Annotated in this window: 15 protein-coding genes; 10 read left to right on the top strand and 5 right to left on the bottom strand. The window is 59.2% G+C overall.

Translation table 11 applies throughout. The features are described from left to right. Nucleotides 1-59: 59 nt before the first annotated feature. Nucleotides 60-1,913 (bottom strand): ABCB family ABC transporter ATP-binding protein/permease, encoded by a 1,854-nt coding sequence (locus PROAA_RS00745; RefSeq protein ID WP_186409475.1) that lies wholly within the window; start codon nucleotides 1,911-1,913, stop codon nucleotides 60-62. A gap of 160 nt (nucleotides 1,914-2,073) precedes the next feature. Here PROAA_RS00745 and PROAA_RS00740 point away from each other — a divergent pair, with 160 nt between their 5' ends. The 6 genes from PROAA_RS00740 (at nucleotide 2,074) to PROAA_RS00715 (ending at nucleotide 10,241) form a co-directional block, all read left to right on the top strand. After that, nucleotides 2,074-2,481, top strand: coding sequence for an acyl-CoA thioesterase (locus PROAA_RS00740; protein ID WP_186409474.1), 408 nt, complete (start codon nucleotides 2,074-2,076; stop codon nucleotides 2,479-2,481). A 94-nt stretch (nucleotides 2,482-2,575) separates the two neighbouring features. Then, nucleotides 2,576-4,993 carry a 3-hydroxyacyl-CoA dehydrogenase/enoyl-CoA hydratase family protein gene (locus tag PROAA_RS00735; protein WP_186409473.1) on the top strand — a complete coding sequence of 806 codons (2,418 nt, stop codon included), beginning with the start codon at nucleotides 2,576-2,578 and terminating at the stop codon, nucleotides 4,991-4,993. 69 nt (nucleotides 4,994-5,062) lie between these two features. Further along, a complete protein-coding gene (locus PROAA_RS00730; protein ID WP_245664104.1) occupies nucleotides 5,063-6,370 on the top strand; it encodes an HD-GYP domain-containing protein in 1,308 nt (435 codons plus the stop codon). Beyond that, entirely contained in the window at nucleotides 6,367-8,799 is a 2,433-nt protein-coding gene (locus PROAA_RS00725; protein ID WP_186409472.1) for a sensor domain-containing protein, read from the top strand. The genes PROAA_RS00730 and PROAA_RS00725 overlap by 4 nt, the downstream gene beginning before the upstream one ends. 60 nt (nucleotides 8,800-8,859) lie before the next feature. Then, on the top strand, nucleotides 8,860-9,411 hold the full coding sequence (locus PROAA_RS00720; RefSeq protein ID WP_186409471.1) for a DUF2802 domain-containing protein: 552 nt from the start codon (nucleotides 8,860-8,862) through the stop codon (nucleotides 9,409-9,411). Nucleotides 9,412-9,443: 32 nt separating this feature from the next. After that, nucleotides 9,444-10,241, top strand: coding sequence for an SPOR domain-containing protein (locus PROAA_RS00715; protein WP_186409470.1), 798 nt, complete (start codon nucleotides 9,444-9,446; stop codon nucleotides 10,239-10,241). Here PROAA_RS00715 and PROAA_RS00710 read toward each other — a convergent pair. From PROAA_RS00710 to PROAA_RS00695, 4 genes are all read right to left on the bottom strand, one after another. Next, nucleotides 10,231-10,584 (bottom strand): tetratricopeptide repeat protein, encoded by a 354-nt coding sequence (locus PROAA_RS00710; protein ID WP_186409469.1) that lies wholly within the window; start codon nucleotides 10,582-10,584, stop codon nucleotides 10,231-10,233. The genes PROAA_RS00715 and PROAA_RS00710 overlap by 11 nt on opposite strands. Before the next feature lie 88 nt (nucleotides 10,585-10,672). After that, nucleotides 10,673-10,987, bottom strand: a complete 315-nt coding sequence (locus tag PROAA_RS00705; RefSeq protein WP_186409468.1) for a helix-turn-helix domain-containing protein — start codon at nucleotides 10,985-10,987, stop codon at nucleotides 10,673-10,675. Continuing rightward, nucleotides 10,971-11,282, bottom strand: a complete 312-nt coding sequence (locus tag PROAA_RS00700) for a type II toxin-antitoxin system RelE/ParE family toxin (protein WP_186409467.1) — start codon at nucleotides 11,280-11,282, stop codon at nucleotides 10,971-10,973. Before PROAA_RS00700 ends, PROAA_RS00705 begins: the two co-directional genes overlap by 17 nt. 132 nt (nucleotides 11,283-11,414) lie before the next feature. Beyond that, nucleotides 11,415-11,750 (bottom strand): hypothetical protein, encoded by a 336-nt coding sequence (locus PROAA_RS00695; protein ID WP_186409466.1) that lies wholly within the window; start codon nucleotides 11,748-11,750, stop codon nucleotides 11,415-11,417. Nucleotides 11,751-12,002: 252 nt separating this feature from the next. On the opposite strand from PROAA_RS00695, the gene PROAA_RS00690 reads away from it, so the two are divergent. The 4 genes from PROAA_RS00690 to hisD all read left to right on the top strand — a co-directional run bounded on the left by PROAA_RS00690 (nucleotide 12,003) and on the right by hisD (nucleotide 16,633). Beyond that, nucleotides 12,003-12,395: a RidA family protein gene (locus PROAA_RS00690; RefSeq protein ID WP_186409465.1), complete on the top strand. Its 393-nt coding sequence runs from the start codon at nucleotides 12,003-12,005 to the stop codon at nucleotides 12,393-12,395. A gap of 3 nt (nucleotides 12,396-12,398) precedes the next feature. Then, on the top strand, nucleotides 12,399-14,465 hold the full coding sequence (gene recG, locus PROAA_RS00685; protein WP_186409464.1) for an ATP-dependent DNA helicase RecG: 2,067 nt from the start codon (nucleotides 12,399-12,401) through the stop codon (nucleotides 14,463-14,465). Nucleotides 14,466-14,675: 210 nt separating this feature from the next. Further along, nucleotides 14,676-15,320 carry an ATP phosphoribosyltransferase gene (gene hisG / locus PROAA_RS00680; RefSeq protein WP_186409463.1) on the top strand — a complete coding sequence of 215 codons (645 nt, stop codon included), beginning with the start codon at nucleotides 14,676-14,678 and terminating at the stop codon, nucleotides 15,318-15,320. Further along, nucleotides 15,317-16,633 carry a histidinol dehydrogenase gene (gene hisD / locus PROAA_RS00675; protein ID WP_186409462.1) on the top strand — a complete coding sequence of 439 codons (1,317 nt, stop codon included), beginning with the start codon at nucleotides 15,317-15,319 and terminating at the stop codon, nucleotides 16,631-16,633. Before hisG ends, hisD begins: the two co-directional genes overlap by 4 nt. Nucleotides 16,634-16,761 lie beyond the last annotated feature (128 nt).

The following is a 16,761-nucleotide window of genomic DNA, read 5'->3' as shown; positions in this document are numbered from 1 at the left end:
GAATTTTTGCGCAGCCCATGCCTTCGGCATTTATTGCATCTCGCGAATGTCAACAGACCCTAGAGGGACGAGCGCACATTTGCTGTTCCGCTGTTTACCTCCTCCGTTTCTTCATCTTCTTGTTGCTGAAGCTCCCACATCCGCGCGTAGTGACCGTTCGCTACGAGCAATGACCAGTGCGATCCGCGCTCTACAATACGCCCTCCAGACATGACCAGAATCTCGTCGGCATTCATGACGGTCGAAAGCCGGTGCGCAATTATCAGCGTGGTACGGCCGCGCGCTGCATTGTCCAGACTGGCCTGAATTGCCTTTTCTGTTTTTGAGTCGAGCGCCGAAGTAGCTTCGTCGAAAATCAGCAGCGGCGGATTCTTGAGCAGGGCACGCGCGATGGCTACGCGCTGTTTTTCGCCGCCGGAAAGTTTAAGGCCACGTTCCCCGACCCGGGTTTCATACCCATCGGGCAGGAGGTCGATGAATTCCGTGAGTTGAGCGGCCCGCGCCGCCGCCAGCACATCTGCGCGACTTGCTTCCGGCCGCCCATACTGGATGTTGTAGTAGATGCTGTCGTTGAACAGCACCGTATCCTGCGGAACGATAGCGATCATTGCGCGCAGACTGGCTTGTGTCAGTTGCCGCAAATCGCGCTCATTGATGCAGATGCGGCCAGCATCGACGTCATAAAAGCGGTAGAGCAATCGAGCCAGCGTCGATTTGCCCGATCCGGATTCGCCGACGACGGCGACGGTGTGCCCCGACGGTATGTCAAAGCCGATCCCGAACAGGATCTTGCGCTTCGGATCGTACGAGAACTCAACGGACTCGAAGCTCACGGAAACGGATTCCGCATGCAGGTCAGTGGCATCCGGAGCGTCGGCAATCTCACGATGCACCGCCAGCAAATCGAACATGCGCTCGATATCTGTCAGCGATTGACGAATTTCCCTGTAGATCACCCCGAGAAAACTCAACGGCATGTAGAGCTGGATCAGGAAGGCGTTCACCAGTACAAGATCGCCAATGGTCATTTTTCCGTCGACCACACCGGCTGCGGCGCGCCACATCATCGCAGTCACACCAAGAGCGATGACAATCTGCTGGCCGAGGTTGAGCCAGGACAAGGAAATCTGGCTCTTGGTGGCCGCATCTTCCCACTGGCGCATGTGCGCGTCGTAACGTCGGGCTTCATACTCTTCGTTGTTGAAGTATTTGACCGTCTCGTAATTGAGCAGACTGTCAATGGCACGGGTGTTGGCCGCCGAGTCGGTATCATTGACGCGACGCCGCAGGCCGATTCGCCAGTTGCTCACCTTGATCGTGAACACGACATACGCGGTAAGCGACACCAGGGTGATCACCACAAAAATCCCATCGTATTTGAAGAACAGAATGCCGAGCACGAGGCTCATCTCAACCAGTGTCGGCAGGATCGAATAGAGCGTGTAACTGATCAGGCTCGATATCGAACGGCTGCCCCGTTCGATATCACGTGACACGCCACCCGTCTGCCGTTCAAGATGGAAACGCAGCGATAGCGCGTGAAGGTGGCGAAACACTTCCAGCGCGATACGCCGCACTGCCTGCTGGGTCACGCGCGCGAAGAGGATTTCACGCAGCTCGGTGAACAGGGAGGTAGAAAAACGCAGCGCGCCGTAGAGGGCGAGTAGCAGGGCGGGCAGAGCCAGCACCTGCTGAGGAGGCGTCAGCCCGTCGATCATTTCCTTGAAGACAAGCGGGACGGCAACATTGGCAAGTTTGGCGCTGAACAGGCAGGACAAGGCGAGCAGGACTCGCCATTTGTACTGCCACAGGTAGGGGGCAAGGCTGTTCAGGGTCCGCCAAAGGTGGGAATCGCCCGCCGTCTGGCCAGCGGCTGGCGGGTAATCGGAGGAACTGCGAGAAGAACGGCGCATATTGATTCATCAATTTCGGTACGATGGAGTAGTGTCGAGTATGCGGCCTAGTCTGGTCGGCGCTCAACAGATAATTGTCGAAATGATGGCTTGTTGGGACGCTGAATTGTTGCATTCGAACCAGCACCAGCTTTTCTGCCCAAGAGAACAAGGAATCGTAATGTCCGACCAAACCAACAAACCGGTTTCGATGCCATATGGCTCGCCGGCGCTGCGCGTGATGCCGATGCCGGCCGACGCCAATCAATACGGCGACATCTTCGGCGGCTGGATCATGTCGCAGGTCGACATCGCCGGTGCGACGGCGGCCATGCGGTGCGCCCGCGGGCGCGTGGCGACGGTATCGGTCAATTCGTTTGTCTTCAAGCAGCCGGTTTCGGTTGGCGACATTGTCAGTTTCTTTGCCGAAGTGGTTGCAACTGGTCGAACCTCGATCAAGGTAAACGTCGAGGTATTCGCCGAGCGAAATCCCGTGCAGCCGATGACAGTCAAGGTGACCGAGGCGACGCTTACCTATGTTGCAATCGACAGGCAGGGCAGCAAGCGCGCGCTGACGGCTGACGAATGATCAACGGAAGCTTCACTCAAGTGCTGTTGCAGGGGAACAGCAGCGGTACTCGCCAGTACCACTGATAGGCACGAACTCGGAGGGAGGGGGAATCTTGAGCGCTCTTATGGTTCGCAAGGCGGCGGTGCTCGGGGCCGGTGTGATGGGTGCGCAGATTGCCGCGCATCTGGCTAATGCCGAAATACCGGTGGTTCTGTTTGACCTGCCGGCCAAAGTGGGTGATCCGAACGGGATCGTCATGAGGGCTCGGGATACGCTCAGCAGGCTTGAGCCGTCGCCACTCGCGACTGCAGAGCGTATCGACTACATCGATATCGCCAACTACGCGCAACATTTGGATCGACTCAGGGAGTGCGACCTGGTCATCGAAGCCATTGCCGAGAAGGCTGAGTTGAAAGCCGATCTGTACCGCAGGATCGCACCCTTCATCTTGCCGAATGCGATCGTTGCCTCGAACACCTCCGGGATCTCGATCAAACTTCTTTCCGGGAGCTTTCCCGAGGCCATGCGCGAACGGTTCTGCGGCATGCATTTCTTCAACCCGCCGCGCTACATGCCTCTTGTCGAACTGATCTCGAGCGGACGCACGTCACCGGCGCTGCTTGACGAGCTGGAGTCATGGCTCGTTTCCCGTCTCGGCAAGAGCGTTGTCCGCGCGCTCGATACGCCCAACTTCGTTGCAAACCGCGTCGGCCTCTTTTCGATGCTGGCTGCCATGCGTCACGCCGAGCGTTTCGAACTCGGCTTCGATGTCGTCGATATGCTGACCGGACCGCTGATCGGGCGCCCGAAGAGCGCGACCTATCGAGCTGCCGATATGGTCGGTCTCGATACGCTGACGAACGTCATCGCGACGATGCGTAGAGCGTGCGACGGTAATCATTCCGACCCGTGGTCCGAGTATTACGCGACGCCGGCCTGGTTGTCGACCTTGATTGCCGATGGCGCGCTGGGTCAGAAGACCGGCTTCGGCATATACAGGAACGATGGTAAGCAAATCCAGGTTCTCGACCAAAGAATTCGGGCTTACAGGGATTGTCGTGATTCGTCGGACGAGATCGCTCCGGAGGTAATGGCCATCCTGAAGAACAGGAGTCCAGCCGGGAAGTTTGCCCAGCTGCGCGCCTGCAACCACCCGCAGGCCCGGTTTCTTTGGGCGGTCTTCCGGGATGTGTTCCACTACGTTGCTTTCCACCTCGCCGATATTGCCGACAACGCCCGCGACCTCGACCTGGCCATGCGCTGGGGCTACGGCTGGGCGCAGGGACCGTTCGAAACCTGGCAGTCTGCGGGTTGGCAAAGCATTGCCGACGCAGTCCAGGCCGATATTGATGCCGACAGGGCGATGAGCACGGCGGCACTCCCGGCATGGGTGTTCGCGCGAGTCGAACACGGTGGCGTGCATCGCAGCGAAGGGTCCTACTCTGCAAGTGGAGGGACGATCAAGCCACCGTCGACATTGCCGGTTTACCGGCGGCAGCTTTTCCCCGATCGAGTGTTTGGCGAGGAAGCCAATAGCAGTGTGATGAGCGGCACGACAATATGGGAAAACGAAGGGGTGCGCCTGTGGACGCTACCTGAAATTGACAACGATATTGCGATCGTCAGCCTGACGTCAAAGAATCATACGCTGGGTCATGACGTGCTTCTGGGCATGCAGGAAGCCGTAGCCCGTGCCGAAGCGGACTACAAGGGCTTGGTCATCTGGCACGAGGCGCCGTTTGCCTACGGGGCAAATCTCAAGGAAGTGGCCGGCTTGATCAGCGGGGGCCAGTTCGACCGGATCGGGAGTTATATCGCCGAGTTCCAGAAGACCACGATGACCCTCAAGTATGCCAGGGTGCCCGTCGTTGCCGCCGTGCAGGGCATGGCGCTGGGCGGCGGTTGCGAATTCCTGATGCATTGTGCAAAGCGGGTGATTGCGCTGGAAAGTCGCATCGGTCTGGTGGAAGCGGCAGTCGGCCTGATTCCGGCCGGTGGCGGTTGCAAGGAATTTGCAATCCGGGCCTGGCAGAATTCGGCCAGAACCGGCAGCAAGGAACCCGTGGATTTCATCCTGCCCGCATTCACATCGATTGTCACGTCCAGGGTTTCCGGGAGCGCGATGCAGGCTCGAGAACAGGGCTTCGTGCTTGATTCGGACCCGATCGAATTCAATGCCAAGGAACTGCCTTACGTTGCATTGCGCATCGCGCGTGGGGCTGCCGAAGCCGGTTACTATCCCAAGCTTTCTCCGCGCAACGTCAAGGTTGCCGGGCGTGCCGGAATCACCACGTGTGAAGCGATGTTCGCCGAAATGTGTCAAGGCGGCAGGTTCTCCGAGCACGATTGCTTTGTCGCCAGATGTGCTGCGACGGCGCTGTGCGGCGGCGACATCGAGGCCGGTTCACTGGTCGACGAGCAATGGCTACTGACGGTCGAACTCAATGTCTTTCTTGAACTGGTCAACAACCAGAAAAGCCAGCAACGTATCCAGCATTTGCTCGATACCGGCAAGCCGCTCAGAAACTGAAGGCCAAGCACCCAAACGCAATATCGACTGGATCAGCAACTCAACGAGACGCTGACTTGAAAATGATTTATGCTCATAGCCAACAAGAATCAACAAACGCGTTCAACCAAGAAAATGCTCGATTACAAAGAACATTTCATTAGTGTCGCCGATTTGCGTATCGGCTTGTTCGTCTACATAGACTTGGGGTGGATTTCACATCCTTTCCCATTGAGCAGTTTCAAGATTCACTCCCCGGAGCAAATCGCCACTATCCGTACTCTGGGCATCGATCGTATTCGTTATTCGCCCGAAAAGAGCGATCCGGAACCGGTAGCGGTTGAAACAATCAAGGCGGCACCCGCGCCTGTTTCGCCGCAGGAGAAGGAGCGGGAAAGACGCAAGTTGCTGCTGGACGAGCAGAATGCCAGCCTGAAAGTTTGCGAGCGCCAATATTCGCAAGCGGCCAAGAGTTACAAGCAGCTGCTGGAACAGGCCAAGGCTGTGCCCGATAAATCATTTGCCCAATCGCGGGCACTGGTCGAAGGCGTAATTCAGCAACTGCAGGGGCTTGAGGAGACCAGCATTCGATTGCTGTCTGAACAAATCGGAGATCGCGCCTCCTTGCATTCGATCAATGTATTGGTGCTCTCATTGCTGCTCGGCAAGGCCTGCGGGCTGGGTGAAGCCGACTTGCAGGAACTCGGCATCGGCGCGCTCCTGCACGATATCGGCAAGCAGGAACTGCCCAGCCGCCTGCGCTGGTTTGACGAGCAGTTCTCCAGCGCCGAAAAGAAGCTCTATCAGGAACATGTGCGACACGGGATCGCTCTGGGCATAAAGATGGAATTGCCCAACGCAGCCCTTCAGTGCATTGCCCAGCATCATGAATCCGCGAGCGGGAACGGCTACCCGATGAGGCTAACCGGCGAACGAATTTCGCCACTGGCACGTATCATTGCGCTGATCAACCAATACGACAATCTGTGCAACCCCGGCAACCCGGCGGCGGCGCAAACACCGCACGAGGCCTTGTCGACCATCTTTACCCGCTTAAAAGGCCGTTTCGATGCGCAGACGATGAGTGTCTTCATTCGCATGATGGGTGTCTATCCACCCGGATCGGCGGTACAACTTACCGATGACCGTTACGCGATGGTGGTTTCCGTAAATTCCTCCCGCCCACTGAAACCGCGCCTGATTATCTACAACCCGCATATTCCCAAGGCGGAAGCGCTGGTCGTTGATCTCGAACAGCAGGCGAGCCTGGGGGTCAAACGAAGTATCAAACCGATGCAATTGCCCCGCCAGGCGCTGGATTACCTGTCGCCCCGGCAGCATATATGCTACTTCTTTGAGCGGGCGAGCAGCCTCGCGGGAGGGGAAGACACGTCATGAATGTCGAGCGCTGGCAGTCCTTGCTGGAAGGGATGATTGAAGCGGTCTGGCTGGTCGATCCACTGACCTTACGCATCGTCGCCGCCAATCGGGCGGCGACATCGATGCTCGATATGGATCCTGGGAAACTGGTCGGAAAAGCGGTAACCGAACTGGCTACCACACCGGAAGATATGTTTTTCTGGCAAGACGTTGCCGCCGGACTTGACGATCATATCTTCTCCGAGACCCTGCTGTTGCTCAAGGATGGCCGCACGATTCCGGTTGAACGTCGGGTCAGCCAGGTAAGACTGTCAAAAGAAATCGTCGTGTATCAGGTCGCCATCTCCAACAGGACCGAGCAACGCCGGGTAGAACAGGAGCTGGAAAACCTGCTCGCCGAATTGCGGGCAACGCTTGATTCCACCGCTGACGGAATTCTGGTGACTGATACGGATGGCGGGGTACGCGGCTACAACCAGCGCTTTGCCGAACTGTGGGATATACCGCCGGAATTGATGACGCGCAAGGACGATGCGGCGACTCACGAATGGATGACCCGGAATGTCCTCAACAGCGCCGAATACGAGAGCCGCATCAGAACGATAGCCAACTCCGCGTTGACCGAAACCAGAGATGTGGTGACCTTGCGCAGCGGGCGCATACTGGAGCGCGTTTCCATGCCCCAGCTGGCACGAGGTCGCCCCACGGGCCGGGTTTATTCCTTCCGCGACATCACCGAGCAACTGGCTAATGAATCACGATTGCAGCTTGCTGCCGAAGTGTTCGAATCCAGCCTTGATGCTATTTGCGTAGCGGATCCGCAGGGCATGATCGCCGCTGCCAATCCCAGCTTTGAGCGCCTGACCGGGCTCTCTGCCGACGAGATCAAGGGGCAAGAGCTCTGGAAGATGATTCGCTCGAAGGAGAGCTCTCTCAGCGGGCAGGATTTTCTCAAGGTGCTCGCGCACTCCAATTCCTGGGAAGGCGAGGCATGCTACCTTCCGCCGAGTGGTGACGAGGTGCCCGTTCTGGTTTCGCTGGTGCGTGTCGTGTCACAAGCGCAGAAAACCTTACACTACATCGCTTTTCTCAAAGACATCGCCGAGAAACTCGCTGCTACGAAGCGAATCGAGGAGCTTGCCTATAGCGACTCCCTGACCGGCCTGCCGAATCGGGCGCTGCTGCATGAGCGAATCGATTTTTCGCTCGGCCTGTGCGACCGGGAGCACAAGAGCTGTGCTATCGTTTTCATCGATCTGGATCACTTCAAGAAGATCAATGACTCGCTGGGTCACGTCTTCGGCGACCAGGTGCTGGTTGCAGTGGCCAAGCGCCTCAGGTCCTGTCTGCGCCAGTCGGATACTGCCGCCCGAACCGGCGGCGACGAATTCGTTCTGCTTCTCCACGACACCGATGCGCTGGGCGCCGAAGCGATGGTGAATCGGGTATTGCAGCGGGTGTGCGAACCCGTCGTATTGGGCGATCTGGCCTTGACCATAACGGGCAGCATCGGCATTGCTGTTTATCCCTTTGATGGGGTGACCCGCGACGAGCTGATCAAGAATGCCGACACCGCCATGTATCAGGTCAAGGAGCGGGGCCGCTTCAACTACCGTTTCTATCAACGGCAGATGAACGTCGATTCGCTATCACATATCAAGCTTGACTCGGCGATGCGCGCCGCACTTGCACAAGGCGATTTCCTGTTGCGCTATCAACCACAGATCGACCTCGGGTCGGGCCGAATCATCGGTGCGGAGGCGCTGCTACGCTGGCACAGCAAGGAACTTGGCGATATCTCTCCTGCGCAATTCATTCCGGTTGCCGAAGAAACCGGTTTCATCATTGCCCTCGGACAGTGGGTGCTCTCGGAAGCGGTCGCGCAAGCCGCGCGCTGGCAGGCTGCGGGAATTGATCTGGTCGTGGCCATCAACGTCTCCGCCTTGCAGTTTCAGAGTTCCACCTTTATTGACAGCGTGGGGGCGGCGCTTGGCCAGGCTGGACTGGAGCCTTGCCGGCTGGAACTTGAGCTGACCGAATCGATCCTGATTCACGACATCAACGAAACATTGACCAGACTGCAGGCATTGGCGCAACTTGGGGTCAGTCTGTCCATCGACGACTTTGGCACGGGCTATTCCAGCCTGACCTACCTGAAACGTTTTCCGGTCCAGAAACTGAAGATTGATCGCTCCTTCGTCAACGGCCTGCCGGACGACGAAAGCGACCTCGCAATCGCTCGCGCCATCATTCAACTGGGGCTGGCTCTGCACCTGCGAGTGATCGCCGAAGGTGTGGAAACCGAGCGGCAAATGAATTGCCTGCAAGAGATGGGTTGCCACGAGTATCAGGGCTATTTTTTTGCTGCGGCGCTCGACAGTCAGGATCTTGAAGCCATGCTGGGCGAAGAAAATCAAAACCCCCAGAGTGGCCCCGGAAGGGTGTAAGGCTTGGCCTTTCGAAGTGTCTGGCATAATACCGCCCAGGCACAATGACCCAGGCGACCGATGGATTTGGAGGCACTCGCAAACTTTGGCTGGCGCGAAGCGCTTGTCGCGATCATCGCGATACTGGTGCTCTATGTTGTCGTCGTTTTTCTGCGCCTCCGCCGGTTGCGGCGCGCGAAGTCGGGCAGCACTGTCCCCGATCCGCTTGTCGTACGTGCAGCCGTTGCCGCCTATGCGCGGGCGAGTGAGCCGACATTGGAAGATTCACCTTCGTCGCCGGTACCGCTGGCCGAACCTTCCGAAGCGGCCTTCCCCTGGAACGAGCCTCCCCCGGAAATACCGGGTCAGAAACTGATCGAATCGCTTGAGCGGGAGATCGCACAGCTTCGCCGGGAGGTCGGGGGCCTGCGTGCCGAAGTACTGGTCTTGCGCGAGAAGCAGCAGCGTGAGCTTGCGCAGTCGCAAGTAACGCAAAATGCCTCACCGCTATACAGCGACGCCATGCAGTTGGCGCTGCAGGGGCAGAGCGCGGTAACCATTTCGCACCACTGCGGCATTTCCCGCGCGGAGGCCGAGCTGGTGGTAGCCCTGGTACGCAACCGGGAAGACTGAAGTTGAAGGCGCCATACGGGCAAGGAGGCAACATGGAAGGCAAGCAGACCAGCAGCAGCGGTGCACCAGGCGATCAGTCCGACATCGGGCACAAGCTGGCCTGGCGAATGGGAATTGCGGTGCTAATGATTGTCGGCCTGCTTTTGGGGCTGGCTTTGTTCGACCACTTCACCCAGCAAAGTGAACTGGAAGCCACCGCACCCCAATTTACCGAACCCGTTCCGGTAGCAAGAAAGACGCAGACCCAGCCCCTGACACCAGCCGAGCCGCCGGCCGAGCCAGCAAGCGAAACCCCGAAGGATGAGCAAACAGTAGCCGTCCCTGAATCCAGCGCGCCTCCGGTGGTGAGTGGCGAGGGCGAGGCCAAGGGGGCTGCCGAGCTTGAGCCGCCGCCACCGCCGGTTGTAACCGCACAGCCGGTCTTGCCGCGCCCGTCCCGGCCGGCCACTCGCGCGGCAGTAGCGGACAGCCACCCCCCGCCGCCGGTGACGGAAAAGCCGGCCGAGCCCAAGGCGCAGCCTGCAACTGTCGCGCCGGCTCATGAGGCGTCGCCCGCCGTACCGGAACCGGCACCGAGCAAGTCCGTGCCCCAGCCAACTCCGCCAAGACTGTTCTCTGGCTATGCTCTGCAGGCGGGTGTATTTTCAGATCCGCGACGCGCCGAAGCACTGCACGCCCGACTGGTGAATGAAGGCATTCCAGCGACGATCGAGGCACGGGTGCAGGTCGGCCCGTTCAAAACCCAGGCGGAAGCCGACGCGGCTCGCGCCAGAATGAAGGAGCTGGGGATCGATTCGGTGATGCTGATGCCCAAGGGCGTCAAGCGCTAGGGTCTTGTGGGCTGCCTTCGTCCGCTTGTTTTCTCAGCCGTCGAACGAAGACGGCCATCTCCTTGGCGGCCTGAATGTCACCCTTCTCATTGGCGACCTGGATTCCCTGCTCGTAGGCGGCCAGCGCTTCATCCGTTTGCCCGCTGTCAGCCAGCGCCTTGCCTAGCAGCTTCCAGGCGGCTGAATATCTTTCGTCGCGCTTGACGGCTTCGCGAAAGCAGTCCGCCGCTTGAGCGGGATTTCCCGCTTTCAGCCATTCGTTGCCCAGCGAGTAGCGAAGCAAAGCGCCGTCACGCGGTCCGCCGAGCAATTTCTCAAGACTGGCGATGATTGCTGTCGTCATTGAAATATTCCTGATTCAAACCGGGCTGCTCGGATCGCGTGCTTGAAACGAAAACAGAAAATTGCGGGAACTTTATGTTCCGCAGCAACTACTTTGATGCGACAGCCAGTACGGCTTTGGGATTGGTGCTGGCGATTGCAAGCAAAGTGCGGGCGGCGCCGCTCGGTTGCTTGCGGCCTTGCTCCCAACCTTGAAGTGTGCGGACGGACACGCCCAGGAGCGCAGCAAATTGCGATTGGGAGAGCCCGGTCTTTTTTCGCGCTTCAATCACCGGAGAAGTGACGACATGAACCTTTCCCGCTTGCATTTCGCGTACTGACTGCAATAACTCAGCGGCGAGGTCGCGGGTTTCTTCGTAAGCGGCGAGCTCGGCTTTGCTCAGTGGTTTAGTCTTCAAGGGCACGGCGTATCTCCTTCAGCTTTGATCCAGTGAGGTTGTCGGTTTTCGACTTGGCGTAGAGCGTCAGCAAGACAACTTCACCTTCTGCGTTGCGAGTGAAATAGATCACTCGCACACCGCCCGATTTTCCCGAACCAGCTCGGCCCCATCGCACCTTTCGAATCCCGCCGGATTCGGGCACGACATCTCCGGCGGTTGGATGTTCAGCGATGTAAGCGGCGAAAGCACCGCGTTCATCTTCAGTCCAGTAGTGTGGCCACTGTCGCTGGAACAGTGACGTTTCGACGACGGTTAGCACGGGCTAACTATGCGCCTTAGGAGTATGGCTGTCAAGCGCTCGAATGACTTCAACCCTTGTAGTAAGGGGCACCAAGTGAGGCGAACTGCTTGAAGAAAAGTCGCTCCGACGGGGTGCCATCTACCTGTCATTTTAGGGCAAGAGCACTTCAGCAAACCCGGAAAGAAATGCGACGGCACAAACTGCTGCGCCACCGAAGACGACAATTAGCGCGATGGGGATGCGAGCAATAGCTAGTCCCGAGAGAACTAGTCCGGTGCAAGCAATAAGGCCGCTGAAAAGATAGCTGCCTTGGGAGATCAAGTGCTGAACCCAAGAGGTGAGCACGTAACCAAGAAATCCAAGTCCTAAGATGACCAAGAGAATTTGAAGAAGAACGTCCAGCGGAAAAATAGAACCAAAGACGTGCGATATCCACTCTCTCAAAGTGCGTTTGGCATTGATATTGGATGGAGGATCGAAACGCATAAACGCAAGTCCCTGACGAATTAACCGGCGCTACGCCGCTTTAGAGTGCGGATTCTTGCCAATATTGCTGACATGATGGAAATCCCTTTAAGGCTTCAACGTATTGAATGACATGGAGATTATCGTACCTGGGTCTCTTTATCAATGAACGATCATGCAGATAGGCAAAGACTTCGGCCTCAACGAACGCATCGAAAATTGGGCGCGCTGTGGTTCAATGACGATTTTCAACCTCTTGACCCGGACCGCACCATGAACAAATCAATTATCTCCACGCTCAAAGCCCCCGCTGCGATTGGAACGTATTCGCAGGCCGTGCAGGTGGGCGATACGGTTTACCTTTCGGGCCAGATCGGCCTCGACCCGGCGAGCATGCAGTTGGTCGAAGGCATCGACGCACAGATTGTCCGCGTGTTTGAAAACCTGAAGGCCGTGGTTGAAGCGGCTGGCGGTTCGCTGGCCGATGTCGTCAAGCTCAACATTTATCTCACCGACCTGGGGCATTTTTCCAAGGTCAATGAAACGATGGCCCGCTATTTCTCCGAGCCCTTTCCGGCGCGTGCCGCGGTGGGCGTGGCTGCGCTGCCGCGCGGTGCCTTGGTCGAAGCGGACGGGGTCATGGTGTTGTCGGGATCTCCGCATTAGTCAATGGCTGCTGCCGACGAGATCAGGGCGCCGCAAGCCCTTCAGGTCAAGCTGCGCAAGCTCGGCCTGATTCGCGGCGACGATCTCGTTCTGCACTTGCCATTGCGCTACGAGGACGAGACGCGCGTCACGCCGATTGCCAGGGCGCCCGCGGGCGTTCCGGTACAGGTCGAGGCGAGTGTGCTCGACGTCTCTGTGCAGTTTCGACCGCGCCGCCAGTTGGTTGCGCGGGTTGCCGATGCGAGCGGCGAACTTGTTTTGCGTTTCCTCAATTTCTACGGCAGTCAGACCCGGCAACTCGAAGCGGCGCGCGACGGTGCACAGAGCAGTGGCCGCCGGCTCCGACTTTTCGGCGAGATTCGCCCCGGCTTTCTCGGCGCGGAAATGGTGCACCCGCGCTACCGGGTGGTCGCCGCAGACGAGCCACTGCCGACATCGCTCACCCCTGTCTATCCAACCACGGCAGGCATTTCCCAGGCCGCACTGCGCAAGCTGATCCTTCCGGCGCTGGCCGGCGCCGATCTTAGCGAACTGCTCGATTCGCCCTGGTGCCAGCGGCAGGGCCTGCCGACCTTCGCCGAAGCGGTACATCTGCTGCACGCACCGCCCCCCGGTGTTCCCGAAGGCGCGCTGCAATTGCGCAGTCACCCCGCCTGGCGTCGCATCAAGTTCGACGAAGTGCTGACGCAGCAACTCTCTTTGCGTCGTGCTTACCGTGCTCGTCGGCTGAAAGGCGCGCCTCTGCTCAAGGGCTCCGGCAAGCTTGCCCGGCGATTGCTTGCTTCGCTCCCCTTCAGTCTGACCGACGCACAACGGCGGGTCCATGACGAGATCGCCGGTGAGCTAAGCCAGCACTATCCGATGCAACGGCTGCTGCAAGGCGATGTGGGCAGCGGCAAGACCATCGTCGCGGCGCTGGCGGCGTGTCAGGCGATTGAAGCCGGCTATCAGACAGCGTTCATGGCGCCGACCGAAATTCTGGCCGAGCAGCACTACCTCAAGCTGCACGCCTGGTTAGATCCACTTGGTATTGAAGTCGTTTGGTTGACCGGCCGGCAGAAAAGGGCATTGCGGCAGGCCATGCAGGGACGTGCAGCAGGAGCCGCCCAATTGATCGTCGGCACGCACGCGCTGATTCAGGACAGTGTTGACTTCGCCCGGCTCGGGCTGGTGATCATCGACGAACAGCACCGCTTCGGCGTTGCGCAACGGCTCGAACTGCGCAAGAAAGGTGAGAAAAATTCCATGCCGCCGCACCAGTTGATGATGTCTGCGACGCCGATTCCGCGCACGCTGGCGATGAGCTATTACGCCGACCTCGACGTTTCGGTACTCGACGAGCTGCCGCCGGGGCGGCAGCCGATAAAGACCAAACTCGTGACCGATTCCCGCCGCGACGAAGTGATCGCCCGCGTGCGCGGCGTGGTGGGTGTTGGCCGGCAGGCCTACTGGGTTTGTCCGTTGATCGAGGAGTCGGAAAAATTGCAACTGCAAACCGCACTCGACACGCACGCTGCGCTCACCGAAGAACTCGACGATCTGCGCGTCGGGCTGGTGCACGGCCGCCTCAAGTCCGACGAGAAGGTCGCCACGATGGCCGCCTTCGCCGCAGGCAAAATCGACGTACTGGTGGCGACCACGGTCATCGAAGTCGGCGTCGACGTGCCCAATGCCAGCCTGATGGTGATCGAACACGCCGAACGTTTCGGCCTTTCGCAACTACATCAGTTGCGCGGGCGCGTCGGGCGTGGTGCGCATGAGTCGGCATGCGTTCTGCTTTATCAGCAGCCGCTTTCCGAAACCGCCAGAGCGCGGCTGAAAATCATCTTCGAGAATGACGACGGCTTCGAGATTGCCCGCCACGATCTGCACCTGCGCGGCCCCGGCGAGTTCGTCGGCAGCCGCCAGTCGGGCGTGCCGCTGCTGCGCTACGCCGATCTCGAAGTCGATACCGATCTCGTCGAGCTGGCCCGCGAGATGGCTGAGCGGCTGCTGCGCGATGCGCCCGATCTTGCGCAGCGGCATCTGCAGCGCTGGCTGGGCAGCCGGGAGGAACTGTTGAAGGCTTGATGCCTTGGGTTGAGGCTGCCCCTTGGACAAAAATGAAAGTGTTGGCTGATTGGCTCGAAGCCCCTCTCCCCCGACCCCTCTCCCGCAAGGGGAGAGGGGTGAATGCCCTTACTCATCCAACATTGTCGTTTGCGCGCCCGTTCCTTTGCCAAAACGGCCTGCCGGCCGGCATTGCGGTAAAATCGCCCTTTTCTTGTGCAGGGACGCGCTGTGGACGGCATCACCATTGCCCTTTCGAAGGGTCGAATTTACGAAGAGACGCTGCCGTTGCTGGCCGCGGCCGGCATTGAGCCGCTGGAAAACCCCGAAACCTCGCGCAAGCTGATCATTCCGACCACTCGCGATGACGTTCGCGTTGTCATCGTCCGTGCGACCGATGCGCCGACCTATGTGCAGTACGGCGCCGCGGATATTGGCGTGGCCGGCAAGGATGTCTTGCTTGAGCATGGCGGCGATGGACTGTATCAGCCGCTCGATCTGAAGATCGCCAAGTGCCGGATGATGGTGGCGATTCCCGCGGGCTTCGATTATCAGAACGCCGTGCGCCAGGGCGCCCGCCTCAAGGTGGCGACCAAGTACATCAACATCGCCCGTGAGCACTTTGCCGCCAAGGGCGTGCACGTCGATCTGATCAAACTCTACGGCTCGATGGAGCTGGCACCGCTGGCAGGGTTGGCCGACGCCATCGTCGATCTCGTGTCGACCGGCAGCACGCTGAAAGCCAACAATCTGGTGGCTATCGAGCACATCGTCGATATTTCGTCGCGACTGATCGTCAATCAGGCCGCGCTGAAGCTCAAACGCGAGCGCATCGATCCCATCCTCGACGCCATTGCGAGCGTTGTCGGGAAATGATCGCCATCAAGCGCTTTTCCAGCCGTGATGCGGATTTTCGGCCGCGGCTCGACGCGTTGCTGGCCTTCGAAAGCGCGCAAGACGAAGCGGTTGACCTTGCCGTAGCCGATATTCTTGCCGAGGTTAAAGCGCGCGGCGATGACGCCGTGATCGAATACACCCGGCGCTTCGACCGGCTCAACGTTCAATCAATGGCCGATCTTGAACTGGCTCGCGACGAATTGCAGAAAGCTCTGGGCGGCTTGCCCAGCGAGCAGCACGAAGCGCTTGAAGTGGCCGCCCGCCGCGTTCGCAGCTATCACGAGCGCCAGATCCTGCAGAGTTGGCAGTACGAGGAAGAGGATGCTGATGCGCGCGGTACGCTGCTCGGCCAGAAGGTGACGCCGCTGGACCGTGTCGGACTTTACGTGCCGGGAGGCAAGGCGTCGTATCCATCATCGGTGCTGATGAACGCGATTCCGGCCAAGGTGGCGGGGGTGCGGGAACTGATCATGGTCGTGCCGACACCGGGTGGCGAGCGAAATCCGTTGGTTCTGGCGGCGGCAGCGCTGGCCGGAATCGACCGTGTATTCTGCATCGGTGGCGCGCAGGCGGTCGGCGCACTGGCCTACGGGACGCGATGCGTGCCGGCCGTCGACAAGATCGTCGGCCCCGGCAATGCTTACGTCGCTGCGGCGAAGCGCCGCGTGTTCGGCGTCGTCGGCATCGACATGGTTGCCGGGCCGTCGGAGATACTGGTTATTTGCGACGGCAATACCGACCCCGACTGGGTGGCGATGGATCTTTTCTCGCAGGCCGAACACGACGAACTGGCGCAGTCGATCATGTTGTGTCCCGACGCGGCGTATATCGAGTGCGTGGCTCAGTCGATCGAGAAGCTTCTGCCGACCATGCCGCGCAAGGACGTGATTCGTGCATCGCTGGAAAATCGCGGCGCGCTGATCCAGGTGAGTGATCTCGATGAAGCCTGCACCATCGCCAACCGCATTGCGCCGGAGCACCTTGAACTATCGATGGCCAATGCCGACGACTGGGTGGCGAAAATTCACCATGCCGGTGCCATTTTCATCGGCCCCTACGCGTCCGAGTCGCTCGGCGATTATTGCGCCGGCCCGAACCATGTTCTGCCGACTTCGGGCAGCGCACGTTTCTCGTCTCCGCTCGGGGTCTATGACTTCCAGAAGCGGACCAGCCTGATCCGCGTGTCACAGGCCGGAGCGAAGACGCTGGGGCGCATTGCGTCAACGCTGGCCAGGGGCGAAGGTTTGCCGGCGCATGCTCGCTCTGCCGAGTATCGCGTCGAGTCTGAATGACATTCAGCCGACCGGCTAGCGCAATTCAAAAGCTTCCTGATGGAAGCGCAGGCGACAATTCCAGGAACCCTTCAAGCCTTTTTTCAGCGCGCCGGCGAGGCCGCTCGGCCCGCAGCATTCGCCATGAA

Origin of the sequence: Candidatus Propionivibrio aalborgensis (genome assembly GCF_900089945.1) — a bacterium.
Classification (GTDB): domain Bacteria; phylum Pseudomonadota; class Gammaproteobacteria; order Burkholderiales; family Rhodocyclaceae; genus Propionivibrio; species Propionivibrio aalborgensis.
This window is presented reverse-complemented; position numbering and strand designations above follow the sequence as displayed.